This is a genomic window from Shewanella psychrophila, assembly GCF_002005305.1.
In the GTDB taxonomy this organism is placed as follows: domain Bacteria; phylum Pseudomonadota; class Gammaproteobacteria; order Enterobacterales; family Shewanellaceae; genus Shewanella; species Shewanella psychrophila.
Map to the genome: position 1 here is coordinate 1759880 of NZ_CP014782.1, position 26020 is coordinate 1785899.

Below are 26020 nucleotides of genomic sequence, written 5' to 3' on the forward strand. Positions count from 1 at the left end.
ATTTAATATGAGCATAGATGTTTAATATTAAGCTAACGTTGTGCTCAATCCATCCACTAATCTGTCGATATCATCACGCGTATGCATAGCCGTGATAGTCATTCGCAGTCGCGCAGAGCCTTTAGGCACAGTAGGAGGCCGAATGGCCCCGACCCAAAGCCCTAGCTCCTTGAGCCTATCGGCAACAAGTAGTGTGGTGTCAATATCACCTAGCACTAGAGGCTGAATTGCCGTGGAGGAATCGGATAATTTAATGCCAGCATGCTCACATTGCTGCCTAAAATAACTGATGTTATCGATGAGTCTATGAACCAGAGAAAGATCCGTATCAATTAAATCTACCGCCGCTAAAGCAACACAAGCATTCACCGGTGAGATGGCGGTCGAGTAGATATACTCTCTGGCATTGGAGACCAGAAAATCGACCACCTGTTGACTGGCTAAGATAGCCGCGCCTTGACAGCCTAAAGCCTTACCAAAGGTCACCACCTGTATATCGGCAATCTTAGCATCGACTAATGGCGGCGTTTGTACCCCAAAACCATGGGCATCATCGACAATCATACTGACATTATTCTGCTTACAGAGCCTAGACAATGATAAGAGCGGTGCTATATCACCGTCCATGCTAAAAATACTTTCGGTGATCAAGGCCGTGGGGACTTGTTTGTTCATTATGCGCTGGGCGCTCGCGACATCATTGTGCAAGAATCGCTTCAACTGAACCTGGCAGTCTCTTAAACCATCGATGACAGAAGCATGCATCAGCTTATCTGCCATCACAGTATCGCTTGAGTCGAACAGGGTCTTCATCAATGCCATATTAGCACTGAAACCCGAGCAAAATAACAAGGCCGCCTCGTGCCCAGTGATCTTGCAGAGCCTCTGCTCCAATGCTAAATGAGCCTGGCTGTAACCCGTCACTAAAGGTGAAGATCCACTGCCGACACCGTATTGTTTACTGGCATGACACATGGCATCGATTAGCGCTTTCGAGCGAGATAAACCAAGATAGTCGTTACTGCTAAAATTCAGGTAATGCTTACCCTTTAGCCTGAAGGATAATTGGTCTGGCAGTTCAATATTTGGCTCATCAGGTAAGCTTGCAGAGATAGCATGCCTGCGCCGCAGCAAGCCTTGGCGTTCAAGTTGGGCCTGAGTCTTTTCAATCTTATCAAGCAGAGCAGTGCTCATAGCACTTGCTCACACGACAGTCGATTCAGAGCATTCATCTTAATTTATAACGCTGCTGCATCATAGAAGGCAGAACTCTGTTTGTCTCTGATCGCGTTCGCCTTAGCGGTTGCCTTGGCAAACACGGCTTTATCGTCTTCTACCGTGGCGTACTTGCCTTGCTCTGGATGTAAACCTAGACGCTTAAACAGTGTCATATCTTCATTTTCTTCTGGGTTATTGGTGGTTAATAGCTTGCAACCATAGAAGATAGAGTTAGCCCCTGCGAAGAAACACATAGCCTGCATCTCATCAGACATCTTCTCACGACCCGCCGACAGACGAACTCTTGAATAAGGCATTAAGATCCGCGCCACGGCAATGGTGCGAACAAATACTAAGGGGTCTAAGTCGTCAATATTCTCAAACGGTGTACCGGCAACTTTAACCAGCATATTAATCGGTACGGAATCAGGATGCTGCTCCATGTTCGCTAGCTGTTGCAACAAACCACTACGATCGCTCGCCTGTTCGCCCATGCCGACGATACCGCCGGAACAAACCTTCATCCCAGCAGCGCGGACATTAGACAAGGTATCAAGTCTGTCTTGATAAGTACGGGTAGTAATAATGTCGCCATAATACTCGGGAGAGGTATCCAGATTATGGTTATAATAGTCAAGTCCAGCCTCGGCAAGCTCGCCGGCTTGTTCAGGAGAAAGCATGCCTAAGGTCATACAGGTCTCCATACCCATGCCTTTTACTTCGCTAACCATGTCTTTCAGGTAAGGCATGTCTCTTGGGTGTGGATTACGCCATGCCGCGCCCATACAAAAACGAGAAGCCCCAGCCGCCTTGGCGCTACGAGCCTCGGTCAATACCTTATCAATCTCGATTAAGCGCTCTTTCTCCAGACCCGTATCGTAACGGGCACTCTGGGGGCAATATTTGCAATCTTCTGGACAAGCACCTGTTTTAATCGACAATAATCGGCTGATCTGCACCTCATTTGGATCGTAGACCTGACGATGTAATGAATGCGCCTTAAACAGTAGGTCATTCATAGGCAAAGCAAAAAGAGCTTCAATTTCATCACGTTGCCAATCATAGCGCAGCTGTATATCCGACATTTAACTTACCCTTTTTACTCAATATAATTTGTTTTTATCTTGCCTAGGATACCTGCAGGTCGTAATCTGTCAACGCCAACCAGTCAAACAGGTTTACTAACGGTCAATATATGAACAAAAATAATTCTGATATCAATCCTAGTATCTCAGCAGCTATTCTTCCTACACCTGAGTTTTGTACATCTAAGCATTCGACATCGAACATAGATCTGGAATTTGATAAGCAGCACATCTGGCATCCCTATACTTCGATGAACAACGCCCTCCCCGCTTTCGGTGTAGTATCGGCAAAAGAGTGCGAGCTGACCTTAGATGATGGCCGTCAGCTTATCGATGGCACCAGCTCATGGTGGGCCTGCGTCCATGGTTACAGTCACCCCGTCATCATTGATGCAATGCAGGCACAGCTTAATAAACTGAGCCATGTGATGTTTGGTGGGATCACCCACCAGCCAGCGATAGAGCTGTCAAAAAAGTTAGTCGAGATGACCAGTGATAACCTGACTAAGGTGTTTTTGGCAGACTCGGGCTCTATTGCTGTCGAAGTGGCGCTTAAGATGGCGCTGCAATATTGGCAAGGACGAAATCAGCCACAGAAACAGCGTATTTTGACGGTAAAATGTGGTTATCACGGTGATACCTTTGCCGCCATGAGCATATGTGATCCTGAAGGTGGCATGCATACTATGTTCGGTGACTCTGTCACCCAGCATGAGTTTGTCAGTGCCCCAGAAGCTAGTTTTGGCGCCAGCTTTAATCCCGGCGAGCTCGACGAGATGCGATCAAAACTTGAAGCACAGCACCATGAAATTGCCGCTGTGATTATTGAGCCAATTCTACAGGGAGCCGGTGGTATGCGCTTCTATCACCCGGATTACCTAGCAGGCTTGCGTCAGCTTTGTGATGAATTTAAGGTGCTACTGATCCTTGATGAAATCGCCACAGGCTTTGGCCGCACAGGAAAAATGTTCGCCTATGAACACGCCAGAATAAATGGACAAGCCATCGAGGCCGATATCCTCTGTTTAGGTAAAGCCTTAACCGGCGGTTATATCTCTCTTGCTGTAACTATGTGCAGTGATGAAGTCGCAAAAGGGATCAGTGACTCCCCGGCGGGTGTGTTTATGCATGGCCCCACCTTTATGGGAAATCCATTAGCCTGCTCTGCTGCTTGTGCAAGTTTAGATCTATTAGCAACCAATGAATGGCAAGGTCAAATTAGTCGCATAGAGGCTCAGCTAAAATCTCAACTTGAAGAAGCGAAAAACTACCCGGAAGTGAAAGATGTACGGGTACTCGGTGGCATCGGCGTGATTGAGATGAACGCGACAGTCAATACCGCCGAGCTTCAGCAAAATTTTGTCGATTTAGGCGTCTGGATTAGGCCGTTTTCTAATCTGATTTATATCATGCCGCCCTATGTGATCACACCAGAGCAGCTGACTAAGCTAACCTCGGCGATGAAACAAGTCGCCAGCACAATTTTACCCTACAAGCATGAAGGTTTTATCAGTAATGGCTAACGTTATCTTCTACTCGATGATAATTCAGTAAGCGTTAAGCATTAAAAAAACCACCCTGAATAAGGGTAATGCCGATCACTTAGTCACTATTTTGCATACATAATCACTTTTTATTCACTTTCTGAATTAACGGAATTTGTGTAGCAATCATTGACTAACAGCAGAACGAGTAAGGGCTACAGCCAGATTTAGATTAAATCCCCTGTAGCCCTTATTTTATCAATATTTTTTCTTAACTTACCGGCATTACCCTGAATAAGGGTGGTTTTTTGTTAATACCTATCGGTATCGATGACGTTAGTGGTTAATTTAAAAATTCACGACTTTATCATTTGAACATTCTGTATCAGATAGGCAGACCTTATAAGTAAAGCTGCTACCCGCTTCGCCGTGGAACCTATCGGTATAGTGGGTATTTGTCGATGTACCTACCGCAGTTCCATCACGATAGACGGTGTAACTTTGAGCAAAGTCACCACTCCAATCCAGCGTCACACGAATTGTGCCTCGATTAGATATCTTGGCTCGGGTCACGGTCAAATCGATGGCAGCATCAGACACTTCAACTTCATAGGTCTGAGTCACGATTGTAGAGGCTCCGTCATCGTCGGTGACGGTTAGGCTAACATCGTAGCTCCCCGAATCAGTATAACTGTGAGTCGCATATTCTCCATTGGCCGATGTACCATCGCCGAAGTTCCAGCTCCAATCCGAAATATCACCATCACTGTCGGTACTGGTACTGGTAAATGTGGCATTCCCCCTATCAAAACTTGCCTCGAATGCGGCAACGGGCGCCTCATTGGGCAAATCAACGCCTTGGTAACTGCCTGTCAGGCTTACGCCATCAAATGCTTCCCAAGCATGTAACATCACCCAATATGTCCCTTCTTGGGCTGAATCGATTGAACATGTCTCTTCATTTCCTGACTCATAAGGGCGACAGTCATAATTATCAGATGATGGCACTTCACCAAATTTCACATAGAGATCAGCATCACCTGTTCCACCTGTGATAGCAAAGCTTAAATCTGTCGGCTGTGCACCGACTTCTAAGGTGTAATACGCTTTATTTCCTGTATTTCCTGAGACTTGTACCCCTGTACCGTTAATCAATATTTCCGGAGTGGGTTCTGGCTCAGGATCTGGCTCCACACACGCTTCAACCCCCACAGCAGTAAACGCAGCAAGTACATCGGATTCACTGTAACCAAGATCAACAGCAGCACTCTTCACCCCACATGCCCCATCCCAGAATTTACTGTTAGCGGTCCAGTAAACTTGGTTGGCTCTAACCATCACATCGAATGCCTTTCGAGTGTCCCAACCTGTGGTATTTGCTAAGGTGTAGAAGGCTTTATTAAATACTCCAGAGCTATGGTGCACATCGATACCATCATAATAATCCGCCGCATTACCGATTGAATTACCATCTTGGGTAGGATCGGCCATATATCTTAACGCCCCTTCCCCTTTGAAAATTCCAGCGCCCACTAACCAGTCATTACTTCCAAGCATATAAAATTCTGCGGCTTCACCGGCCATATCTGAAAAGGCTTCATTCATGCCGCCAGAGCGATTAGCATATACAAGTCCAGAGTTTTGCTCGGTGAACCCATGGCTCACTTCATGAGCTGACACATCCAGGCTGACTAAAGGATAAAAGAAGTCTTTACCATCACCAAATGTCATGGCTGAACCATCCCAGAACGCATTCTCGTATTCAGTACCGTAATGCACGCGCATGGTTAATTTGAAGCTCAATGGCGCAGTGTTATACCAGTCGCTAAACATGTTATAGATGACGTTACCGAAAAAATGTGCATCGTTGAGCGGAGAGAAGGCACCGTTAATTTCCTTCACGGTATTGCGAGGACAAAGGTAGCTAAATGGCGTATTACCGCTGCTGCCATGATTAAGGTTAACAGTTGCTACGTTAGCCGAGTCCATGGTGCAGTTATCACCGGATTCAATCACATCTAAGAAGCCAAAATCAGTACCGTATTCGTATTGGCCAACTTTGTCGTTACCGCCGGGTCCGGTACCCAACTGTGTATGATTAAGGCCCTCCCAACGCTCGATAACGGCACCAGTTTTGGCATCCACAATAGTGAAAGGACGGCTGGGATTCGTACCATAAACCACATAGGAGGTGATATAGACCAGCCTCGGCTCACCCGATTTATCATGATAGATCCACATGTCAGATTTAGGGTTGTTCGCATCAGACCTTATGCTTTTATTCGACTTCTGCTTCATCGAAATATCAAGTGCCTGCTCTGACGTTATTGTCGCTTTAACAAAACTTTCTGGTTTAGCTATATTTGCCAGAATCGAACCTTGTACCTGAGAATAAAGCCCCATATTAGATTTTGAGGCACTGACAGAATAACCAAATACTGGTATACCATAAAAATATTGCTGTAAACGTTGTTTAGTTCCTGACTTTCCCAGAGATATTTCCTTAGAGACTCTAAATTCACTGCCTTTCTCTGCAGAGATAACATTCTGAATATTATTACTGGCCGTGGTATTTATCAGGTTAGACACGTCAACTTTATTGGCTGCATATGCTGAACTAGCCATGGACGCCGATACAGCGAGACAAACCAAAGACATTTTATTATTTAGCATTATTTTTTGACCCATTGATTTATTAAAAAGATAGAATTTCTGCAAATACAGATATCCAAGTCATTTTCAACTCGATGATATTCATGTCGGTAAGTTTTTTGATTAAAAACCCATATAAACCTATACAAAACATAGATCTTTATATAATCAAAAACCAGAAACCACATAAAACCAACAAATCGTTAACCATCATGCTATAGAGCTAAAAATACGTGCACAATCGGAAGAAAGAACTATCTTTGAGTAAATTTATGGCGCAAAAAATTGACAAGCGATAGAGAAATTGACGCTATAAGTGAGAATGGTTCATAATTTAAGTAGCTTAGTTAATATGACTCATTTATTTAAGCTATAAAAATAATAAGATTTAATCCATTAATTCATTATAGACTTTTACATAAATCATATTTTAAGAGGGAATAACTCAGATAGACCAATTATTTAATTTACCCCAAACCATAAGGAATGGGGTAATAACTGTTTAATTACCAGCTTAAATTATTTAGCTCTGTTAGGGTTGAACTACAGGATTCACAGTCAATTCAACATTTTCGAAACCGAGTAAATCCATTTCATCTGCACTGAAGTTGATATCTTTAAGCTCTACCCCTTGTCCGCCGCTTCTCGAGCTATCAAGCTGACGAGTTTTAGGGTAACCAATCTCGATATCACCAGCGAATTGGTTTTCAGCATAAAAATCGCCCGTAACTGAAGACTTTATTGGCCTTAGGACTCGCCCCAGCGTATTTTTCATGGTAGATAAACCATATTCATCGATTGTCCATGACCAATCCCACCACTTGATCTCACCTGGGATATAACGCTTATCCCATTGGTAACTGATACTGCTAGCATTATCTTTCCACCGCCCAATGGTGAAAGTATGAGACTTGGTCGGACGATTTTCCGGATGAGTATGCCAAGCATTGCCTCCCCAACGTAAAAAACCATTTAAGGTCAAATCATAACTGATATCGGCATCGAACTGATAAGGGTATGAAATACTTGATTTATAAATGGCTATCCTGATTGGAGTTGTCGAGTTGGCCGGTACCATAGGTCTAGCTTCAACCGACACACCGTTATTCTCAGATCCGCCAGTTTGAGAAGACCAAGACTGATTTGCCGCTATCTCAATTGAGATTTCAGTTTCTCCTACCAAAGGCCACTTAAACTTATTTTTTGTAGTGACTTTTTCACTTAAGCCATAAGTATCTGTTTTCGACCAGTTGCTGGCCGTGTCGTACCTTAATGTCACTACCACCTGTTGAGGCGTATCTTCATGATTCACAGCATTGGCAGTAATCGTTTTAATCAGTTGCTTACCTGATTCGGTAATTTCTCCATGAGAAAAACCAGTATGGTCCAGGGTGTACGCAAAGTTACTGACCCTAATGGATGTCTTTTCTCCACACCTGTAGCCGCTACAAGAACCTTGGTTATTACCTTGAATACGCCAACTATCTCCCTCGCGGACAATATCCATATCTTCACCAACATAGTTGCTATGGTTACCACCGACCCAGGCATAGCCTAGGAAGTGAGCTAAATAACTAGCAGGCTGAACAAAATAATTTTGATCATGAACGAGTCGCCATTGCACATCCACTTCATCACCAGAGGGAATAGCACGCGTAGATAAAACTGGGATCGCATCAATATCACTGTTTTTAGGGTAGCACCATGTATTATTTGCTGTGCCTGGCTTTATCTCACCGTAATATCCGGGCCCCATGATTACCCATTTATCGGCGAGACCGGATATTTGCCATTTTCCCATTTTTGCAACAATTGCAGACTTAGCCGATTGGGCCTCATCACGTGTCACGGTGCGATAACCTTCTCCGCAGATCTCTGACCCAAGGTTAAATAGTTTCAATTGATCCGGATAGATAGGTTCTGGTGTATTAGCAGAAACCAGGAATGGCAAACATGCCATAGACAGAAATAATGTACTAATTGAACTTGATATTTTCATGTCGAACTCCTTTTCTAGATTCAATGCATTAAAAATTTATTTAGGAATGTACAATTATATTTCAATAAATAGATATTAGCTTTCGCTTATCCAAACTGTAAAAAAAACATTCCTCTGTCAAATAAAAACACCAAGGCGATACAAATTGAATCACACATTAATAATAAGATCCGCATTTGTTAAATTGGCAAGAATTAACAATTAAAAAATTATTTAAGAATAATAATGAAAAAGACATGAAAACAATTAACCATTATTTTCAACACCTTGTAAATGTTAACTAATTACAATCTGTAATTTATAGGTTAATTCATTTTAATTTAAACGGGAGTTAATCGATGGGGAGAGTCATGATGAAAGCATATACAAACGAGTTTTGTAACAAACAAGGCATTAATGAATTGGATATTATATTGAATATTTATAGATAGTCATTCACTGAATCCAAGGGCTTAATGACTATAAACGTAGAATAAATCACCCTACCCGTTGACCATCTGCATCGCCAAGCGCTTATCTTGCCTTATAGCTTCTTTACGCTCCGCCCTTCTTTTTGTTGTAAATGCCGTAAGCGGATCCTTATAATACTTAATTTCGAGGCCACTAAAGGTCGGAACCTCAACAGCATAGAGTCCCTGGGAAAAACTCACGCCTTCGGGTAACACTTTCATATTCATTTCCACTAAGTCCCCTCAATGTACAGCTGTCTGAGTTGACCCACACAGGTATTTAGCTGAGAGAATATACTAAATAAATACAAAGATAAACACCTGTCTAGTCATCAGGTCACCCATCCTAGTGGTCAAACACCTATAAATGATATCAATTCAATCGCTTAATTAATACCAACCTTAGGCTGCTCTATCCTTGGTTTCCATTCCCACCACTGCATCTGCTCGGCCTCTTGTTTGTCTATCTGTTTATCCGGTTTTTGCTGAGCAGCTTCCTCTTTGTCAGAGGTTTGCTTATAGGATCGGGTCTGATAAATATCCCAGGTGATCAGATAATTAGGATCGGTCACTGTCACCCCCTCAACACTGGTGTGGAACCTTCCTTTAGGCGCAGTAAACCAACATGACAGATCTGTGGGGATAAGGAACTGCTTACTTCCCGACTCTGAGCCCTCTTTTGCAAATAGCTCGATACCTATGCCTTTTTCTTCATCACTGGAACTGACTTTTCCCGCCAACAGAGACTGCTTGAGCATCTCTCCTTCGGCGTTAAAGTAGGTCAGTCCAATCAAGCAGGTCTTCTCTATGGTCGTTTCCAATGTCAGCATACTCACCTCGTTTATTTTTCTTATTCTTATCATGTTGGTATCTATTATTCTGGCTCTTTTACTGCGCAGCTCCCAACACTTGTTATCTGGCTTAATGGGTCAACGGCACGGCACCACACCACAAGCCGGATTATCCGCTAAACCTATATCTCTGGCATGTTGCTCGAAGCCCTTATTTTTCCAGAAGAAGGCACCGGGCATAGTGGTGGGGATCACTAAGTTATAAAACAGGGCCCGACCGATGACGGCGCTAATGCAGTTAATCAAGGCGATAATTGACCAAGCAAGGAATGCCCACAGGCTAACGCCTACAGACTCTGAAGTCGCTCCTTGAGTATTGAGTAAGCCTGATTCTCCCAAGCCCAGTAAGCTAAGGCCGGCAAAAATATTGAAGGCAAGCAGCAGGTTGCGCAGCTTATAGGTCTTACCAAAAGTGGTGCACTGAATGTAATGTGCCGCTCCGCCCTCATTTTCACTGGCATTGAGATCACGATTGTGACCTATCAGACCCATGGTTTCGAGCGCCACACCAAATAACCATACTCCTCCCAGTAGCTGTAAAGCAGGTAATAGTGGCAGAGACAACACGGCCAGAGTGCTCAAAATCATCACGCCACTCACCATAGATCCCAAGGACAAGCTGTTACCTAGGAAGCTGGTCACCGTTTGCCAATGATTCCAAAATGGTCGTGCCTTAATCTGATAACACTGGTTCATGTAATACAGACCCGCAACACCAGAAATGCTGGCAAAAATGCCCGCCCCCAGAGTCAAGTTAGCCAAAGAAAAGGAACCGATAAACTTGGACAGACTGAGCCCGCCCCCAGAGATCAGTTGCTCATTAAACCAGGTATTCGTGGCTAGCAAGCACACGGCCATCAGACCGAGTCCAGCGCTGAACATGGCCAAGCCTAATCCTTCACGGCTCATGGGTGAATAACGCAGGTTATTAAAGCCGCGATAGAAACGAAAAGGTTTACCTAGGTGAGTCACACTCATAAATAGGCCAAAAGAGGTCATCGAAAGCGATGTGACCACCAGCAGCAACATCATATCTGAGGCCGCAAATAGCTCAAACAGCTCAACCCCACCCAAGGCCGCAAAAAAGGGGACGATGAACGTGCCCAGAGCAGCCTGAGCAAACAAGGTGAACAGCACCAAAGGATTCTCCCGACTGTTAAGCTTAGCCAGATTCCAGTGCTGCTGTTTACCCACTTTCTGATCTATCACAGGCTTATATTGGCCGTCTTCGCCCTTGTGGTATTTTACCGGCATAGAGTCGGTACGTGTCATCTCTTCCGGCATCGTCTTGGTCTGTTGAAAGCGTATGTTGGGCCGAGTAATATCCGGTGACGGAAATCCAGGAATGCTGGTTTTACATTGCTGACGATTCTCCGGGGTATTTTCTATCACACCAAAGTCCAGCGCATTACCCACGCAAGCCGAGACACAAGCGGGTTTTAGCCCCACTTCCAATCGATCGACACACATATTGCACTTAGAAACCCGACCTTTCACCGGATCTAATTGAGGTGCATTATAGGGACAGACCCAAGTGCAGTAACCACAACCAAAACAGGTTTCAGGATCTTGCAGTACAGCGCCATATTCCGCATGTTTAGTATAAGCTCGGGTCGGACAGCCTTTTAGACAGACAGGATCGTCACAGTGGTTACAGGCCATAGAGATATTCATCCGCTTATAATCCGGATATGAGCCGCCCTCCACATAGCCGACCGAGCGAAATGCCAGATGAGCCGGCGTCTCATTTTTCTCGGCGCAGGCCGATTCACAGGCATGACAACCGATACAGTTATCGGCGGTAAAGAAGAAACCATGCTGCTTATTACGATCCGGGTTAGTCCCCACCTCTGGATTGTCATTGATGAACATCGACCGCCCCACAGGTTTATCGGTCAACTCCACTAAGTCGATGCGTTTACCGTAGCGATTTTCAATCTCACTTTCTGTTTTAGGTAGATAAGCGTAGGCCTGCTCTTGGGTGCGCACTTCCCAATGATTTGATCGCCCGAGCTGCTCTTCGCCTCTCTTGGGCAACGCATTCTTTTTTGTCATCTTTATGCCTGAGTCGGTCTCCGGGGTAAATTGTCCCACTGCCGCTTTACCACTCTCGCTGTGCAATTTTGTGCCTTCAGTTATCTGTGATGTCATTATCTCGTCCCCAGCCTTGAGTCTAAGGCTTCAAATTCGCAAAATTATTTCCTAGCGCTAAAATGCACGACGCTCGACATTGATCCGAGCAGCCTCATCTTGATCGATCGGCTCAATCCTCGTGCTGCACTGCTTGAATGCCGGCTGGCGTGAATAGGGATCGAGTAAACCTAAAGTAAGACGGTTGACACAATCGTGGTAATGAAACGGAATAAACACCATGTTACGTGGCACGCGCTGGGTTAACTGCACCATGACAACGGCATCGCCGCGACGACTGGTGAGACGCACATAGGTTTGATGTTCAACCCCAAGCTCTTTGGCCGCATCCGGGTTCATCTCCATATACGCCGTTGGACTGAACTTGTTACAGTTACCTATCTTGCCCGTACGGGTACGGGTGTGAAAATGCTCTACCACCCTGCCACTGTTGAGCCAGAAGGGATACTCGTCACAGGGCTGCTCATTATTGTTATAGAAATTTATAGGCAGCAGGTTTGCTTTACCTGACGGAGTTGGAAACAGGCCATCGCTGTAGAGTCTGGCTGTGCCTTTGAGGCTTTCATCTTTTTCTCTAAATGGCCATTGAATGCCTCTGCCCGCCTCGATTTTTTGATAGCTCATGCCCGAGATATCTAAGTTACGCGGACCACCGTGGGACAGCTTACCCTTGGACAGGTACTTCATCTCCTCAAACGCCCCTTCCGGCGTCTCGGGAAAATGGATCATCTGACCGTTATCGAAACGCCTGGCCAGCTGATTAAAAATCCAAAAATCCGGCTTAGAGTTCTTAAAAGGCGGCAACACATTGCTGATCAGGTTGACCCTGCGCTCTGTGTTGGTATGGGTACCTTCTTTCTCAGCCCATACAGATGCGGGCAGATACACATGGGAATATTGATTTGTTTCCACATCGCTGTAAACATCTTGTATAACCAGAAAGTCTAGTTTTTCCAATGCCTTGCGAATGCGGGCAGTGTTGGGCATTGAGGTCATGGGATTCGTCGCGACGATCCACAAACCTTTAATTTCTCCCGTCTCTATGGCAGGAAAGATATCGGTTTCGGCCAGGCCACGGTTCTTGGGAAAGAACTCCGGGTCTATGCCCCAGAAATCAGCGATCTCGTTTCTGTCGGCCTCATTTTCCAGATAGCGATATCCAGGTAAGCCAGAGCAAGATGACCACTCACGGGTGCCCATGGCATTACACTGACCGGTTATCGATAAACTGGTCCCCCCTGGCTTACCGATATTGCCGGTTATCATATTAAGGTTATTGATATTAGCGACACCATCTGAGCCGTGGGTGGACTGATTGATCCCCATGGTCCAGATACTCATGGCCGCCGGCGCCCTCGCATAAATTCTTGCCACATTACGTATAGTATCTTCGTCTATGCCGCAGATGTGTTGCGCCTGCTTAGGATCATAGTCCTGCACGAGTGCCTTAACCGCCTCGAAGCCTTGGGTGTGCGAGTCGATATAGGCCTGATCTTGCAGCCCTTCATTGATGATCACATGCAGCATGGCGTTAATCAGCACACAATCTGTACCTGGAGTGATAGGCAAATGAATATCGGCAAATTGCGCTAGCATAGTGACTCGAGGATCCACGACAATCAGCGGGAAGTGACGCTTCTCCAGCGCCTCTTTCAGACGCCAGTAGATGATGGGGTGCTGCTCGGGAAGGTTAGAGCCAAAAGCCATCAGGCAATGGGTGTGCTCGAAATCATCGTAACAACCCGGCGGACCGTCGGCGCCGAAGGAGCGCTTATAGCCGCTAACCGCGGACGCCATACATAAGGTAGTGTTGCCATCATAGTTATTGGTGCCAATCACGCCTCGGGCAAGCTTGCCTAAGGTATAAAACTCTTCGGTCAACAGCTGACCGGAGGAAACAATGGCGAAGGAATCTCTGCCATACTTGGCTTGAATGGCCTTTATCTTATCAGCAGTCGTGTCCAGTGCATGATCCCAAGAGGTAGGTTCGAAGGCTTCGAAGTGCTTGTCTCTTATGAGGGGCTCGGTCCCCCTACCCGGACTCTCAAACAGCTCGTGTTCTAAGATCCCCTTGATACAAAGTTTGCCGCGATTAACGTCCGCCCCCGCATGGCCTCGTGTAGTAACAATCTTGTTCTGCTCATTTAAGCCAATCTCGATGGAGCAGCCCGTAGAGCAATAATTACAGGTGGTATATTTCCACTGTGCAACTTTCTTACTCGGGATCACAATTGGCTTTCTGTTTTTACGACCAAACAGCATAAAACACGCCCCCACATTGAATAAATTCTATTTTATTTTTACTTTATCTCAGCAATGATCATAACAATGCAGCCGTCATGCCAAAATATTAAGACAATAAAATCAATGAAATAGTGTTAGGTAAGTATCGATTAATGACCATTTTCGGTGCTTTTGCTTTAAAGTGGTGCACGTCTGGTTTTAAAATAAATTAAAATAGTTAACCCCTTTTCATTTTCCAGTCGTTTATAAGGGTAACTAAAACGGAAACACCCATTTTTTTCTTTGGAGATTTTATGAATTCATCGACACTTAACGCCGCTAAGAAAGCATTGACCATCACATTTTCAGCAGGAAGCATCTTAGCCGTGTCACTATTATCTTTTAATGCATCGGCCACCAGTCCAGCTCATCCAACTGATCTTAACCAGAGTAGCCACAACCAAAATATCATCACCTCTCAGGCCTTCTCTTCAGCGGATTATCAAGTCCAGGACGCCACTAAAATGTTCCCTGCACCAGAAGCTGGCATGGTTCAACACATACTCACTCTGCCTAAGCTCGATGATGAGTCGAACTACATGGTCGAAATACAGATAGGCCAAACTAAGATGGTTGACTGTAATGGCGGAAGCCTGTCAGGTGAATTGCAACAACACTCGGTTCAAGGTTGGGGGTATAACTATTATCAAGTTGATTCAATCACTCAGGGACCAACCACTATGATGGCCTGTTTCAAGAAAGCCGAGAAGAAGGCGTTTGTGCCAATCAGAGCAGATCTGAAAATCAAGTATGATAGCCGTCTAGATAAGGTGTTTTACCTACCCGAAGGCAGCGAATTGAGATACCGAGTCTGGGCTGTTGAGAGTCCATTCAACACCTCAAAGCTATTGAGTGAATAACTAGCGAGCAATATTGGTTACACATTTCACTAGATGCATTAGTGACTAATTCCCCATACATAAATGTCAGCTAGCACAGCTGGCATTTTCCCTTCACTTACTCCTTGCAAACTTTTATCTGGGACAACAGCAATTTTTCTCTAACAGTCCCGGTCTGATGACTTGCTAATGTATTCTCGATTATCTAATTTATACCGAGTGGTATTAGCTAACAACATAGGGCATAAGCCTTATGATTTAGTTAACACTCATTCGAATCTACAAGGATCCAGTTACTCTTGAGCAAACTCAGTATCAGCCTCTACACCACATTAGCCCTGATCGCGTTCGCGGGTAATTCTGTCCTATGCCGTATGGCATTAGGCGATAACACCATAGATGCGGCGAGCTTCACTTCAATCCGGCTGCTGTCCGGAATTCTAGTTTTAGTCATCATCTTAGCGTTCACCCATGCAGACTTAAGATCTCACTTACGTCTCCCTAAGGGAGATACCCCCAACCAAGATGTACAAGATCACCAACTAGGGAGATTTTCAGCCAAGGCTTTGAATCAATCAAAGGCTACAGGCAGCTGGCGAGCCGCTATATTGCTATTCATCTACGCGATAACCTTTTCCTACGCCTATATATCACTATCCACAGGCATTGGTGCCCTCATCTTATTTGCCTCGGTGCAACTCACTATGGTGATAGCCAGTCTACTCAGTGGTAAAAAACTCCACTATACAGAATGGCTCGGGCTGATGATGGCTTTTGGAGGATTCATTTATTTGGTAATGCCGACACTAGCGACACCTTCTCTGTCAGGCTTTATTCTGATGACAATCTCAGGCATAGCATGGGCAGGTTACACCCTCATGGGGCGGGGCTCTGTAAACGCACTTGGGGATACCAGCTATAATTTTCTGCGTACCTTACCTTTCATTATTCTGTTAGTCCTGTTCACCTTCCAAGACGCTCAACTATCAAATACTGGCCTGATATTAGCCATAGTCTCCGGTGGACTCGCCTCAGGAATTGGCTACACCATCTGGTATATTGCCCTTACGGGTCTGAGCTCAATACAGGCGGCAGTTGTACAACTGGTGGTACCTGTTATTGCGGCCATCGGCGGCATCATGTTTGCGGATGAATCAATATCGATGCGCCTTATCCTTGCATCTGCAATGATCTTAGGCGGAATTTTATTCCTGATAGTCGGTAAATATGTTCTTGAAACCTGCAGTTCACACCATACTAAAGATATCGAGAATAATGATTAGATTCGGTGAAATGAATAAAAATATTAGTCAAAAATTCGATACAGATCCCGATGACATAGCTCAAGCATTGCCTCTCACTTTCTCTTAGATACCACTCAATTAATCATCTTCCTCTACTCGGCGCCTGAACTGAGACTAAATTAACGAGGCTAACGTTAACGAGACTAATCAAACATCCCTATAGCCGCTAAGTTCGATATCAAGAAACTGTGCCCTTCCCTCAGGATGACTTCTTCGCTATGCAACAAATGTAAATATTAGCTTTATCTTTGCATCGCCCTTTACAAATACCTTCCCACAAGCATAATGATATTGATTCTTATTTGCATTTGAATCTTGTCGATATAGAAGGAGCGAGGGGATGGATACGTGGCGACAGTTGATTTTCGAGGCAAACCGGGCTTTTCAAGCGGGTGATTGGCAAGATGCCGAACATCAATACTTGGTAGCCGTTGCGAGGATTAATCACCTCTATAGCCACCTCTATAGCCAGTATGCCAACGATGAGCAAATCATGATGGCCTGGTTAGCCAGTTATCACAACCTGTCTGAACTATATGGCAGACAGGGAAAAGCCGACGCTCAACTCACCCATATCATGGTCCCTTATCACCAATTAAGAAATCGACTTATCACTCAAGCAGATAATGAGCCCATCTATGCCGCAATCCTTCATGGATTGCAGCTTAGCTGCAAAGAGCTATACCTATTCCAAAAGGGTCAATTACAGGGATCAAAATGTGTCGATATGAACGCGTTGGCCCCGGTCATTCACTAGTTGTGGCCATACATCAAACCACTAAATATCCTGCTAACATTTAAGGTCAGATATCCATGAAGCAAAGATTATCAGCAGCACTCACATTCGTATCCACTTTACTTATCGCCCCTGCGGCCTTAGCACATCCAGGGCATGATCATGCTCATTGGTCATCATCGATGGTTCATTTGTTATGGATTTTACCTGCCGTGGCAGCTCTGGGACTCGCCATCAGCATGTACCGCCGAAAGAAAACCGCGACTCAATCGAACAACAAATAAGGGGCGAACATGTTTTATAACGTATTGAATAAACTCGACAGTAAAGTCCCTTTTAAACGTGCCTCGGCTCACTGTGATATACCGTGCAAAATTTACGACCCCATCACGGCCCAATTGGCGGTATTGACCATGATCCGTATGGTCGATTTGCTCGAAGAACTCAATATTAAGCCGTCTCTGACGCCCAATGAACAGGCACAATTCGGCCGCTTAGTGGCCGAAAAGGAAGTCCATGGCCATAAGGTAAAAGATGAGATCACTGTGATCTGGGGCGACTACATCAAACAACCTCAGTTGGATCAATTTCCAGAGCTCCATGAATTAAGTCACAGCATCATGTTGGCGGCATCGAAAGCCAAGCAACATATCGATCGTGAAGCGACTCTGCTACTACTGGAAAAGGTCAATCGATTCGCTGAGATCTTCTGGGAAACCAAAGGGATAAAGACTTATCAAGCCACCTGCCCTTATCCACCAGCAGAGACCTTGATTTACCCGCAATTGAAATAGCAAAAACCATACTTAGCTTAAGGAGCACTCATGTTTGGGATAAATTTATACCGCGTAGCCGGAGTCAGTATGCAGCCGCGTATTCCTGCAGGCAGTTTTGTTCTCTGCATGAGCGCTTTTAAACGACCATCATTAAAACTTGGCGGGATATACCTTTTCAAACACCCCAGATTAGGAGAATTAATCAAGACCTTAGTCAAGATTGACAGTGCTGGTAATCTCTGGTTTAAAGGCGAAAATGATACCAGCATATCCAGCCAAGACATGGGGCCTGTTAGGAGTAGTAGAATCATAGGTAAGGTCACACTCATCATATCGGCCTGACTTACTCACTAGCTAACTCCCTAACTATTATCTGTTAGCAATTTCCCAACCTATGATACTTGCATCAATTGTAACCTCCAATGCACTTTGTTAGGGTTAGGTCATGACAGCATTTCATATCACCAGAATACACACATCAAGAGGCATATTCAGGCTCAGCGGCGAGTTGACTGATACACTAGAAATATCTGTCATCGAATTTATGGGAACAGATGGCTGGGTGCCATTAAACTTAAGCGATGTAAACTCCCATCAATTAATAGCCAGTCTGAAGCAGGAGATTTTAACCCATTTGAATTCCCAGCATAAAGGCAAATAGAACTCACATAATCACGAACTGAAAGTAGAGATAAAAACAATTAGAAGGCTTCGAACTGCTTAGCCATCCTTTGTATCTGAGCTAACGGTACGTTATGGCTATTTCGCTCTGCACACAGTGCTTGGTGTGCACTCTCTTTAGGCTCACCAATTAAGACGATTCTCACTTGATAGCCCAAGGCTTTCGCCGCGGTTTCATAAGCCATAAACTCCCAATGAGCAAGGTTTGTATTATCACAGATAACGATTGGCTCAAAGGTCGATAAGGCCTGTATAAATCCCGTTAGATTACGTTGGTGATATTCTGACAGCTTCTTACTGTCGAAACGATATCGCTTCCCGTCATAGAAGAAGCTATCCGTTGAAAAGACCCCTTTATTTCGCGTATTAATCGCAATGTCAATGCCTTTTGTCCTTAAAAATTCATCGATCCAATAGGATTTTCCGCTCCCGGGCAAACCACGCATTATAATCGCTAGTTTATTGCAATCTATCTGCTGTGGCTCTTTTTCTTCTTCTCTTGCCAGAGTATGACTCAGGACTTGTTTCATTTTCTGCTACCTCAATCCATAGCTCAGCCAATATTATCTTTAATAACATTTCCCGATAAGATTTGATCGACTAAACGAGGCACAATGTCGCTCGCTTTACCTTGTAGATGATACTGGAACTGACTATGGCGATCCGCTTCAACCAAATTAACTTCAACGGTTTGAGCCCCGTGATGATTGGCGGTATCGACAAAACCAGCAGCAGGATACACAGTGCCTGATGTGCCTATAGCAATAAACAGATCACAAGTGTCTAAAGCATGTTGAATACGATCTAAGCCAATGGGCATTTCACCGAACCAGACCACATGGGGCCTAAGTCTTTGGGCCGGAATACAGCAAGTACAAGTATGCTCGGGGCCAAAAGGATCTTTGAGTAAGAAGGTTTGGCGAGAACGTGGACAACGCCCTTTCGATAACTCTCCATGCATATGCAATAAACGATGAGATCCCGCTCGCTCGTGCAAATCATCGATATTTTGAGTGACTATCAATAACTCACCATCAAATTCTCTCTCGAGGCGCACTAGGGCATTATGTCCTTGGTTTGGTTCCACATCTCCGCCATGCAGCTGGCTCCAACGGGTATTATAGAAGCGATCGACAAGCTCAGGATCTCGCGCATACCCCTCCGGCGTCGCAACATCTTCAATCTTATGTTCTTCCCATAGGCCATCTTGATCTCTGAATGTTCTTAGGCCTGATTCTGCTGAAATTCCAGCGCCGGTTAAAATCACTATCTGGCGATACATCTTCATTCCTTCCATATTGTTTTTCTTCTTATTAAATATAACCCGACAAGCCTGACGTAAATATCTAGCACAAGATATTATGCATTAGTATAAATGCATTAATAACAATACAAAATGTAAGCTTAAATCGCATGCTTTATCTCTGATTTAAAGAGATTTATTGTATTTGCTTTGATAAAGATAAGATAAAGACCTTCAGAGGTTTAAGTTTTTAATTTTACCTCTATAATAGATATTAATATCCACTATTGAACCGATAGTTAAACTGATGGTTCTGCAATCAAGAGATTAGTAATGACAGATGGAAATCAGGCGCTAAAAAAAGCGGGTTTGAAAGTTACCTTACCACGAGTCAAGATTCTAGAACTGATGCAAGGACCCGAAAACCAACACATCAGTGCTGAGGATCTGTACAAAAGATTACTCGGATTAGGGGAAGAGATCGGTCTTGCAACCGTGTACCGCGTGCTCAACCAATTCGATGATGCAGGTATTGTTACCCGTCATCACTTCGAGAGCGGCAAGGCAGTATTCGAATTGGCAACTAAGCATCACCACGATCACTTAGTTTGCTTATCTTGCAACAAGGTCATTGAATTTTCAGATGACCTGATCGAAACTCGTCAAGATGAAATAGCCATGAAGCACAACATAAAACTCACTAACCACAGTCTATACCTCTACGGTGTCTGTACTAATGATGAGTGTGAGCACAACGACGCTTAATCCCCATAAGAGTCCTCTTAAAATGACCAGCCTCGAGCTGGTTTTTTTGTGCCAATTAAAGGTGTTTATGAAACACATTCACCTTATGCCCCATAAAACTATCTCTATTTCTATGTTCCATACCTAGCTTTTTAGCCAGATTTTCTGAGCCTTTATTGCCTAATAGAATGAGGGCAATCGCTTCATCGACCCCAAAACTGGTAAACAAGTCCAATGCAGACTTTCCCGCTTCAGAACCATATCCTTTCCCCCAATATTCAGGGAGATACCGATAGCCGAGCTCAACTTCGTCAAACTCGGCTATATACTTAGGTCCACAAAACCCAATCACTTTTTTATCGGCTTTATGCTCTACAGCCCAACGGCCATAGCCAAACTCTTCATAGTTGGCAACTATAACGTCTGCAAAGATCTCCTCGGCTTGCTTAATTGAGCTCATCGGCTCTCCAGGAATGTAAGTCAAGATCTCAGGAATGCTGTTAAGCAAGAATATGCTGTGAATATCCCTCGCTTGAAATTGTCGTAAAATCAACCTATCCGTTTCAGCAATGATCATATAATCCCTTAATTAAAGCCCAATGTCCGAAGCTTATGAATAAAACTCAATTTGATTGAGTAAATCCAAATGATTAACCAATTTATATACCTAGGCATTTTTTATCAATATAATCCCACTATAAAGCGTATATTTTGATCTGCTCGGTAAGATTAACAAGGAAGCGATATGACAATTATGCAACTGGTATACTGGCTCATTGCCAGTATAGGTAACCTGTTAGCCCTCTATTTTTTAAGTACAAGCACCAGCGCCCTCTCAGTATTACTATTAGTATTCACAGTCTGCTACACAGCAATAGGCTTCTATGATCTCAAATTTAGTACTCACAATTTAAACCGACTCTATCCTGTGGTAGCCTATATTCGCTATTTTCTCGAATCCTATCGAGTCGAGATTCAACAATATTTCATCGCTAATGACACAGAAGAGCGCCCCTTCAATCGAGAACAGAGGTCCTTGGTTTACCAGAGAGCTAAAAATATCCGTGACACTATCGCCTTCGGTACCCAAAGAGATCTGCTGGAAGAGAATTATCTTAGTCTGTGGCATTCACTCTCCCCCAAGAAAATAAGTGATGATGTTAAACGTATCAGGTTCGGCGGACCAGACTGCACTCAGCCCTATGACGCTTCTTACTTAAACATATCGGCCATGAGTTTTGGTTCACTGAGCTCCAATGCTATCGAAGCCATGAATCTTGGTGCCAAACAAGCTGGTTGCTTTCATAACACAGGAGAAGGTGGCGCAAGCCCCTACCATCTTAAACATGGCGGAGATATCGTTTGGCAGATAGGCTCAGGGCTATTTGGTTGCCGTGATGATGATGGCAATTTTAACCCAGCTTCCTTCGAGACCATGGCTAAGCGACCACAGATAAAGATGATCGAAATAAAGCTCAGCCAAGGTGCAAAACCTGGTCATGGTGGCGTACTGCCAAAGGCTAAGATCACCCGAGAGATTGCCGAAATTCGTCAAATTCCCATGGATAGAGACTGCGTTTCCCCGGCGGTTAATCCAGAATGTACCACCCCAATAGCCTTATTAAACTTCGTGCAAAAATTAAGAACACTCAGTGGCGGTAAACCTGTGGGTTTTAAACTTTGCATCGGTAACCCCGCCGAATTCCTCGGGATCTGTAAGGCCATGCTGGAAACGGGTATCACCCCAGACTTCATCACTGTAGATGGTGCCGAAGGGGGCACGGGGGCCGCACCAGTAGAGTTTACTAACCGACTCGGCATGGTGTGCCTCGAGGCCGTCTATTTTGTACACAATGCCTTAACCGGTGTAGGGTTAAGAGATAAAATTCGCATTATAGGCTCAGGGAAAACCGCATCTAGCTTCGACCTGCTTACTAAAATAGCCCTAGGTGCCGATACGGTTAACGCTGCACGCACCATGATGCTGGCTATTGGATGCATTCAGTCTCGCCACTGTAACACCAACCTCTGTCCTACCGGCATTGCCACCCAAGATCCAGCCAGAGCTAAAGCAATCAAGGTGCAGCAGAAGAGTTTGAGGATTAAAAATTTCCATCACAATACCCTTAAGAGCTTCTATGAGCTCGTCGGTAGCATAGGCTTAGATGATCCCGCTAAACTACTACCCCAGATGATAAAACGCCGTTCACCCTACGGCTTATTGATGTCTATGGGTAGCCTAATTAAACCCATAGCTCCGAATGCACTAATTGAAAACGCTGCACTGGATGATGCCTGGCAGATTTGGTGGGATACCAGCCGAGCTGACCAGTTTTATACCGAGGATCTATTCTTCCTCCAGCCTCCTGAGTTCAGACATCAGGCATAAACACTCATAACCAGAGTCTAGACAATCAAAACTAGGCCTCTAACAAGATCCACAGCCAAAAACCAAAACTAAGTACAGATAGCACAGTCGATAATACGACTGTGCTTGCTAGTATCGACTGCTGTACCTTTAGCTGAGTAGCAATCAAATAAGCATTCACACCCAGCGGCGAGGCGCTAAGTAGCACCACTAAGGACAAACTCTCCCCCACCATGCCTAAGCCATAATGACCGAAACAATAAACCAGAGCCGGTAATAGCAACAATTTAATCCCACACGCTAAGACCGAAAACTTCCACTCCTGACTGATGCTATAAAAGCTCAGGTTGGCTCCAAGTACAAATAAAGCACAGGCCAATGCTGGTTGTCCCAGTAGGCTAAGTCCGGACATCAACACATCGGGCAGCTTGATTCCTGAGGCATTAATCATTATCCCCAGAGAGATGCTCATCACCACAGGATTAAATAAAATTGAGCGAGTAAACCTAGGCCATGAAAAACCTTGCCCAGCCCCTCTGGAGGAGAGTAAGAAGGTCATTGCAAACAAGAGCGCACTATGAAAAGTGATAATGACAAATACATTACCCATCATGGACTCGCCCAGCGCCGCAATGATAATGGGAAGTCCCACCAAAATTGTGTTGGAATAGCTACAGCCTAAAGCGTAGACAGCACTTTCGGCCTGATTTTTACCACCTCGACTAATGAGTCGACTTGCCATAAAACCTAGCCCATACACAGCAAGCACAGGCAGATAAAATGCCATCAATTCGGTAATATTCAGACTCTGCTCTAAGGGGGCTTTATACATATTCAGGAACAAAAAGGTGGGAATACTTATGTTGAAGGCAAACTTACCTATGCCCGCTATATGCTCACGGCTCAAGTATTTTATATGAGTCAGCAAGTAGCCCAGACCCACCATGAAAATTAACGGAAAAATAACGGAAACGATAAACATGATAAACTCGTAGACTCTGGTAACTTAAAAAACAGCAATAAAAAAGGCGCCAGAGGCGCCTTTTAAAACCAGAATGGCTAATTACCAACCAGTTCTAGTACGCAATGCTTTACCGATATCGGCAAGTGAACGAACTGTCGTTACGCCTGCAGCTTCAAGAGCGGCAAACTTATCTTCAGCAGTACCTTTACCACCAGCGATGATAGCACCAGCATGACCCATACGCTTACCTTCAGGTGCAGTAACACCGGCAATGTATGAAACAACTGGTTTAGTCACGTTAGCTTTAATGTAGTCAGCCGCTTCTTCTTCAGCAGTACCACCGATCTCACCAATCATTACAATTGCTTCAGTCTGTGGATCGTTTTGGAACATTTCCAATACGTCGATGAAGTTAGTACCAGGAATTGGATCGCCACCGATACCCACACAAGTAGACTGACCAAAACCTTCATCAGTTGTTTGCTTAACTGCTTCGTACGTCAAGGTACCAGAGCGAGAAACAATACCGACTTTACCCGGCTTGTGGATGTGACCAGGCATGATACCAATCTTACACTCACCAGGAGTGATAACACCTGGACAGTTAGGACCAATCATACGAACGCCAGTCTCTTCAAGCTTAACTTTAACCTGAAGCATATCCAAAGTTGGGATGCCTTCGGTAATACAAACAATAAGCTCAATGCCACCGTCGATAGCTTCAAGGATCGCATCTTTACAGAAAGGTGCTGGCACATAGATAACAGATGCAGTTGCACCCGTTTCAGCCACTGCGTCTTTAACTGTGTTAAAAACAGGAAGACCTAAATGAACCTTGCCGCCTTTCCCTGGAGAAACACCACCAACCATCTGAGTACCGTAATCGATAGCTTGCTCAGAGTGGAATGTGCCTTGACCGCCGGTAAAGCCCTGACAGATAACTTTAGTATCTTTATTGATTAAGACAGACATTATTTGCTCTCCGCAGCTTTAACAACTTGCTCAGCCGCGTCAGTTAGACTTGTAGCAGCGATGATATCGAGATCTGAACCAGCCAGTACTTCACGGCCAAGTTCTGCGTTGGTGCCTTCTAGACGCACAACAACAGGAACCGTAACTCCAACCTCTTTAACTGCACCGATAATACCTTCAGCGATCATGTCACAACGTACGATACCGCCAAAGATGTTAACCAATACTGCTTTAACATTGTCATCTGACAAGATGATCTTAAATGCTTCAGCTACACGCTCTTTAGTTGCTCCGCCGCCAACATCTAGGAAGTTAGCAGGCTTGCCACCGTGCAAGTTAACGATATCCATCGTACCCATTGCAAGACCAGCACCATTAACCATACAGCCGACGTTTCCGTCTAGTGCAACATAGTTAAGCTCGAATTTAGCAGCATGTGCTTCACGAGCATCATCCTGTGATGGATCGTGCATCTCTTTGATCTTTGGCTGGCGATATAGTGCGTTACCATCGATACCAATCTTGCCATCAAGACAATGGATATTACCTTCGTCAGTGATCACAAGTGGGTTGATTTCAAGTAGCGCGAAATCATGATCTTCAAACATTTTCGCTAAGCCCATGAAGACTTTAGTGAACTGCTTCATTTGAGTTGGGTTTAGACCCAACTTGAAGCCAAGATCACGTGCCTGATATGGCTGAGGACCCGCTAGCGGATCGATAATCGCCTTGTGGATCAACTCTGGCGTTTCTTCAGCCACAGTCTCAATTTCAACACCGCCTTCAGTTGACGCCATAAACACAACACGACGAGTCGCACGGTCTACAACAGCACCAAGATAAAGCTCTTCAGCGATATCAGTACATGTTTCAACTAAAATTTTAGCAACTGGCTGACCGTCTTCATCTGTCTGATAAGTGACTAGGTTTTTACCTAACCAGTTTTCAGCAAACGCGCGGATCTCGTCTTTAGAGCTAGTAACTTTAACGCCACCAGCTTTACCACGTCCACCTGCATGTACTTGACACTTAACTACCCAAGTGTCACCGCCAATACTTCCAGCAGCTTCAACGGCTTCTTGTGGTGTATCACAAGCAAAACCTTCTGACACTGGCAAACCATATTCGGCAAATAAAGCTTTCGCCTGATACTCATGCAAATTCATGATGATCTATCCATATACTTCTTATCAAATCCAACTGACTCATCAAGGAGTCAGT

General features: G+C 44.6%; 24 protein-coding genes. 10 read left to right on the forward strand and 14 right to left on the reverse strand.

The features are described from left to right. Positions 1-27: 27 nt before the first annotated feature. Positions 28-1194, reverse strand: coding sequence for an aminotransferase class I/II-fold pyridoxal phosphate-dependent enzyme (locus sps_RS07855; protein WP_077752028.1), 1167 nt, complete (start codon positions 1192-1194; stop codon positions 28-30). 44 nt (positions 1195-1238) lie between these two features. After that, a complete protein-coding gene (gene bioB / locus sps_RS07860) occupies positions 1239-2303 on the reverse strand; it encodes a biotin synthase BioB (protein ID WP_077752029.1) in 1065 nt (354 codons plus the stop codon). Positions 2304-2413: 110 nt separating this feature from the next. Between bioB and bioA the strand changes: the two genes are divergently transcribed. Beyond that, the gene (gene bioA / locus sps_RS07865; RefSeq protein ID WP_077752030.1) at positions 2414-3826 is read left to right on the forward strand and encodes an adenosylmethionine--8-amino-7-oxononanoate transaminase; all 1413 of its coding nucleotides are present in this window, start codon (positions 2414-2416) and stop codon (positions 3824-3826) included. A gap of 309 nt (positions 3827-4135) precedes the next feature. Here bioA and sps_RS07870 read toward each other — a convergent pair whose 3' ends face one another. The 6 genes from sps_RS07870 to sps_RS07895 form a co-directional block, all read right to left on the reverse strand. Then, a complete protein-coding gene (locus sps_RS07870) occupies positions 4136-6463 on the reverse strand; it encodes a M4 family metallopeptidase (protein WP_077755594.1) in 2328 nt (775 codons plus the stop codon). 508 nt (positions 6464-6971) lie between these two features. After that, positions 6972-8438 (reverse strand): aerolysin family beta-barrel pore-forming toxin, encoded by a 1467-nt coding sequence (locus tag sps_RS07875; protein WP_077752031.1) that lies wholly within the window; start codon positions 8436-8438, stop codon positions 6972-6974. 482 nt (positions 8439-8920) lie between these two features. Continuing rightward, a complete protein-coding gene (locus sps_RS07880) occupies positions 8921-9121 on the reverse strand; it encodes a hypothetical protein (protein ID WP_149027239.1) in 201 nt (66 codons plus the stop codon). Positions 9122-9273: 152 nt separating this feature from the next. Then, on the reverse strand, positions 9274-9750 hold the full coding sequence (locus sps_RS07885; RefSeq protein ID WP_237158026.1) for a hypothetical protein: 477 nt from the start codon (positions 9748-9750) through the stop codon (positions 9274-9276). 66 nt (positions 9751-9816) lie between these two features. After that, the gene (locus sps_RS07890; protein WP_149027240.1) at positions 9817-11889 is read right to left on the reverse strand and encodes a DmsC/YnfH family molybdoenzyme membrane anchor subunit; all 2073 of its coding nucleotides are present in this window, start codon (positions 11887-11889) and stop codon (positions 9817-9819) included. 57 nt (positions 11890-11946) lie between these two features. Then, a complete protein-coding gene (locus sps_RS07895) occupies positions 11947-14151 on the reverse strand; it encodes a molybdopterin oxidoreductase family protein (protein ID WP_077752034.1) in 2205 nt (734 codons plus the stop codon). 275 nt (positions 14152-14426) lie between these two features. Here sps_RS07895 and eco point away from each other — a divergent pair, with 275 nt between their 5' ends. The 7 genes from eco to sps_RS07930 all read left to right on the forward strand — a co-directional run bounded on the left by eco (position 14427) and on the right by sps_RS07930 (position 18488). Further along, a complete protein-coding gene (eco, locus tag sps_RS07900; protein WP_077752035.1) occupies positions 14427-15032 on the forward strand; it encodes a serine protease inhibitor ecotin in 606 nt (201 codons plus the stop codon). A gap of 278 nt (positions 15033-15310) precedes the next feature. Then, positions 15311-16294, forward strand: a complete 984-nt coding sequence (locus tag sps_RS07905; protein WP_237158027.1) for a DMT family transporter — start codon at positions 15311-15313, stop codon at positions 16292-16294. 361 nt (positions 16295-16655) lie between these two features. Continuing rightward, a complete protein-coding gene (locus sps_RS07910) occupies positions 16656-17072 on the forward strand; it encodes a hypothetical protein (RefSeq protein WP_077752036.1) in 417 nt (138 codons plus the stop codon). A gap of 56 nt (positions 17073-17128) precedes the next feature. After that, the gene (locus tag sps_RS07915; protein WP_077752037.1) at positions 17129-17335 is read left to right on the forward strand and encodes a hypothetical protein; all 207 of its coding nucleotides are present in this window, start codon (positions 17129-17131) and stop codon (positions 17333-17335) included. 9 nt (positions 17336-17344) lie between these two features. Then, positions 17345-17845, forward strand: coding sequence for a superoxide dismutase, Ni (gene sodN / locus sps_RS07920; RefSeq protein ID WP_077752038.1), 501 nt, complete (start codon positions 17345-17347; stop codon positions 17843-17845). 30 nt (positions 17846-17875) lie between these two features. Then, positions 17876-18169 (forward strand): S24/S26 family peptidase, encoded by a 294-nt coding sequence (locus sps_RS07925; RefSeq protein WP_077752039.1) that lies wholly within the window; start codon positions 17876-17878, stop codon positions 18167-18169. A gap of 103 nt (positions 18170-18272) precedes the next feature. Continuing rightward, the gene (locus sps_RS07930; RefSeq protein ID WP_077752040.1) at positions 18273-18488 is read left to right on the forward strand and encodes a hypothetical protein; all 216 of its coding nucleotides are present in this window, start codon (positions 18273-18275) and stop codon (positions 18486-18488) included. Between the two features lie 40 nt (positions 18489-18528). On the opposite strand, the gene sps_RS07935 is transcribed toward sps_RS07930, so the two are convergent. Continuing rightward, positions 18529-18954: an AAA family ATPase gene (locus sps_RS07935; RefSeq protein WP_237158098.1), complete on the reverse strand. Its 426-nt coding sequence runs from the start codon at positions 18952-18954 to the stop codon at positions 18529-18531. A 107-nt stretch (positions 18955-19061) separates the two neighbouring features. Next, positions 19062-19871 carry a Sir2 family NAD+-dependent deacetylase gene (cobB, locus tag sps_RS07940; RefSeq protein ID WP_077752042.1) on the reverse strand — a complete coding sequence of 270 codons (810 nt, stop codon included), beginning with the start codon at positions 19869-19871 and terminating at the stop codon, positions 19062-19064. Positions 19872-20084: 213 nt separating this feature from the next. Between cobB and fur the strand changes: the two genes are divergently transcribed. Further along, the gene (fur, locus tag sps_RS07945; protein WP_077752043.1) at positions 20085-20516 is read left to right on the forward strand and encodes a ferric iron uptake transcriptional regulator; all 432 of its coding nucleotides are present in this window, start codon (positions 20085-20087) and stop codon (positions 20514-20516) included. A 55-nt stretch (positions 20517-20571) separates the two neighbouring features. On the opposite strand, the gene sps_RS07950 is transcribed toward fur, so the two are convergent. Then, positions 20572-21072: a GNAT family N-acetyltransferase gene (locus sps_RS07950; protein ID WP_077752044.1), complete on the reverse strand. Its 501-nt coding sequence runs from the start codon at positions 21070-21072 to the stop codon at positions 20572-20574. Positions 21073-21240: 168 nt separating this feature from the next. On the opposite strand from sps_RS07950, the gene sps_RS07955 reads away from it, so the two are divergent. Further along, the gene (locus sps_RS07955; protein WP_077752045.1) at positions 21241-22884 is read left to right on the forward strand and encodes an FMN-binding glutamate synthase family protein; all 1644 of its coding nucleotides are present in this window, start codon (positions 21241-21243) and stop codon (positions 22882-22884) included. A gap of 31 nt (positions 22885-22915) precedes the next feature. Here sps_RS07955 and sps_RS07960 read toward each other — a convergent pair whose 3' ends face one another. The 3 genes from sps_RS07960 to sucC all read right to left on the reverse strand — a co-directional run bounded on the left by sps_RS07960 (position 22916) and on the right by sucC (position 25965). After that, positions 22916-23845, reverse strand: coding sequence for an AEC family transporter (locus sps_RS07960; RefSeq protein WP_077752046.1), 930 nt, complete (start codon positions 23843-23845; stop codon positions 22916-22918). Positions 23846-23926: 81 nt separating this feature from the next. Beyond that, complete coding sequence (sucD, locus tag sps_RS07965; protein ID WP_077752047.1) at positions 23927-24799, reverse strand: succinate--CoA ligase subunit alpha; 873 nt, start codon at positions 24797-24799, stop codon at positions 23927-23929. Next, entirely contained in the window at positions 24799-25965 is a 1167-nt protein-coding gene (gene sucC / locus sps_RS07970; RefSeq protein WP_077752048.1) for an ADP-forming succinate--CoA ligase subunit beta, read from the reverse strand. Before sucC ends, sucD begins: the two co-directional genes overlap by 1 nt. Between the last annotated feature and the right edge of the window lie 55 nt (positions 25966-26020).

What these genes read in the sequence shown, in the direction of transcription:
- sps_RS07855 (WP_077752028.1), bottom strand. Translation starts at nt 1,194, where the DNA reads ATGAGCACTGCTCTGCTTGATAAGATTGAAAAGACTCAGGCCCAACTT.
- bioB (WP_077752029.1), bottom strand. Translation starts at nt 2,303, where the DNA reads ATGTCGGATATACAGCTGCGCTATGATTGGCAACGTGATGAAATTGAA.
- bioA (WP_077752030.1), top strand. Translation starts at nt 2,414, where the DNA reads ATGAACAAAAATAATTCTGATATCAATCCTAGTATCTCAGCAGCTATT.
- sps_RS07875 (WP_077752031.1), bottom strand. Translation starts at nt 8,438, where the DNA reads ATGAAAATATCAAGTTCAATTAGTACATTATTTCTGTCTATGGCATGT.
- sps_RS07885 (WP_237158026.1), bottom strand. Translation starts at nt 9,750, where the DNA reads ATGATAAGAATAAGAAAAATAAACGAGGTGAGTATGCTGACATTGGAA.
- sps_RS07890 (WP_149027240.1), bottom strand. Translation starts at nt 11,889, where the DNA reads ATGACATCACAGATAACTGAAGGCACAAAATTGCACAGCGAGAGTGGT.
- sps_RS07895 (WP_077752034.1), bottom strand. Translation starts at nt 14,151, where the DNA reads ATGCTGTTTGGTCGTAAAAACAGAAAGCCAATTGTGATCCCGAGTAAG.
- eco (WP_077752035.1), top strand. Translation starts at nt 14,427, where the DNA reads ATGAATTCATCGACACTTAACGCCGCTAAGAAAGCATTGACCATCACA.
- sps_RS07910 (WP_077752036.1), top strand. Translation starts at nt 16,656, where the DNA reads ATGGATACGTGGCGACAGTTGATTTTCGAGGCAAACCGGGCTTTTCAA.
- sps_RS07915 (WP_077752037.1), top strand. Translation starts at nt 17,129, where the DNA reads ATGAAGCAAAGATTATCAGCAGCACTCACATTCGTATCCACTTTACTT.
- sodN (WP_077752038.1), top strand. Translation starts at nt 17,345, where the DNA reads ATGTTTTATAACGTATTGAATAAACTCGACAGTAAAGTCCCTTTTAAA.
- sps_RS07925 (WP_077752039.1), top strand. Translation starts at nt 17,876, where the DNA reads ATGTTTGGGATAAATTTATACCGCGTAGCCGGAGTCAGTATGCAGCCG.
- sps_RS07930 (WP_077752040.1), top strand. Translation starts at nt 18,273, where the DNA reads ATGACAGCATTTCATATCACCAGAATACACACATCAAGAGGCATATTC.
- sps_RS07935 (WP_237158098.1), bottom strand. Translation starts at nt 18,954, where the DNA reads ATGCGTGGTTTGCCCGGGAGCGGAAAATCCTATTGGATCGATGAATTT.
- fur (WP_077752043.1), top strand. Translation starts at nt 20,085, where the DNA reads ATGACAGATGGAAATCAGGCGCTAAAAAAAGCGGGTTTGAAAGTTACC.
- sps_RS07950 (WP_077752044.1), bottom strand. Translation starts at nt 21,072, where the DNA reads ATGATCATTGCTGAAACGGATAGGTTGATTTTACGACAATTTCAAGCG.
- sps_RS07955 (WP_077752045.1), top strand. Translation starts at nt 21,241, where the DNA reads ATGACAATTATGCAACTGGTATACTGGCTCATTGCCAGTATAGGTAAC.
- sps_RS07960 (WP_077752046.1), bottom strand. Translation starts at nt 23,845, where the DNA reads ATGTTTATCGTTTCCGTTATTTTTCCGTTAATTTTCATGGTGGGTCTG.
- sucD (WP_077752047.1), bottom strand. Translation starts at nt 24,799, where the DNA reads ATGTCTGTCTTAATCAATAAAGATACTAAAGTTATCTGTCAGGGCTTT.
- sucC (WP_077752048.1), bottom strand. Translation starts at nt 25,965, where the DNA reads ATGAATTTGCATGAGTATCAGGCGAAAGCTTTATTTGCCGAATATGGT.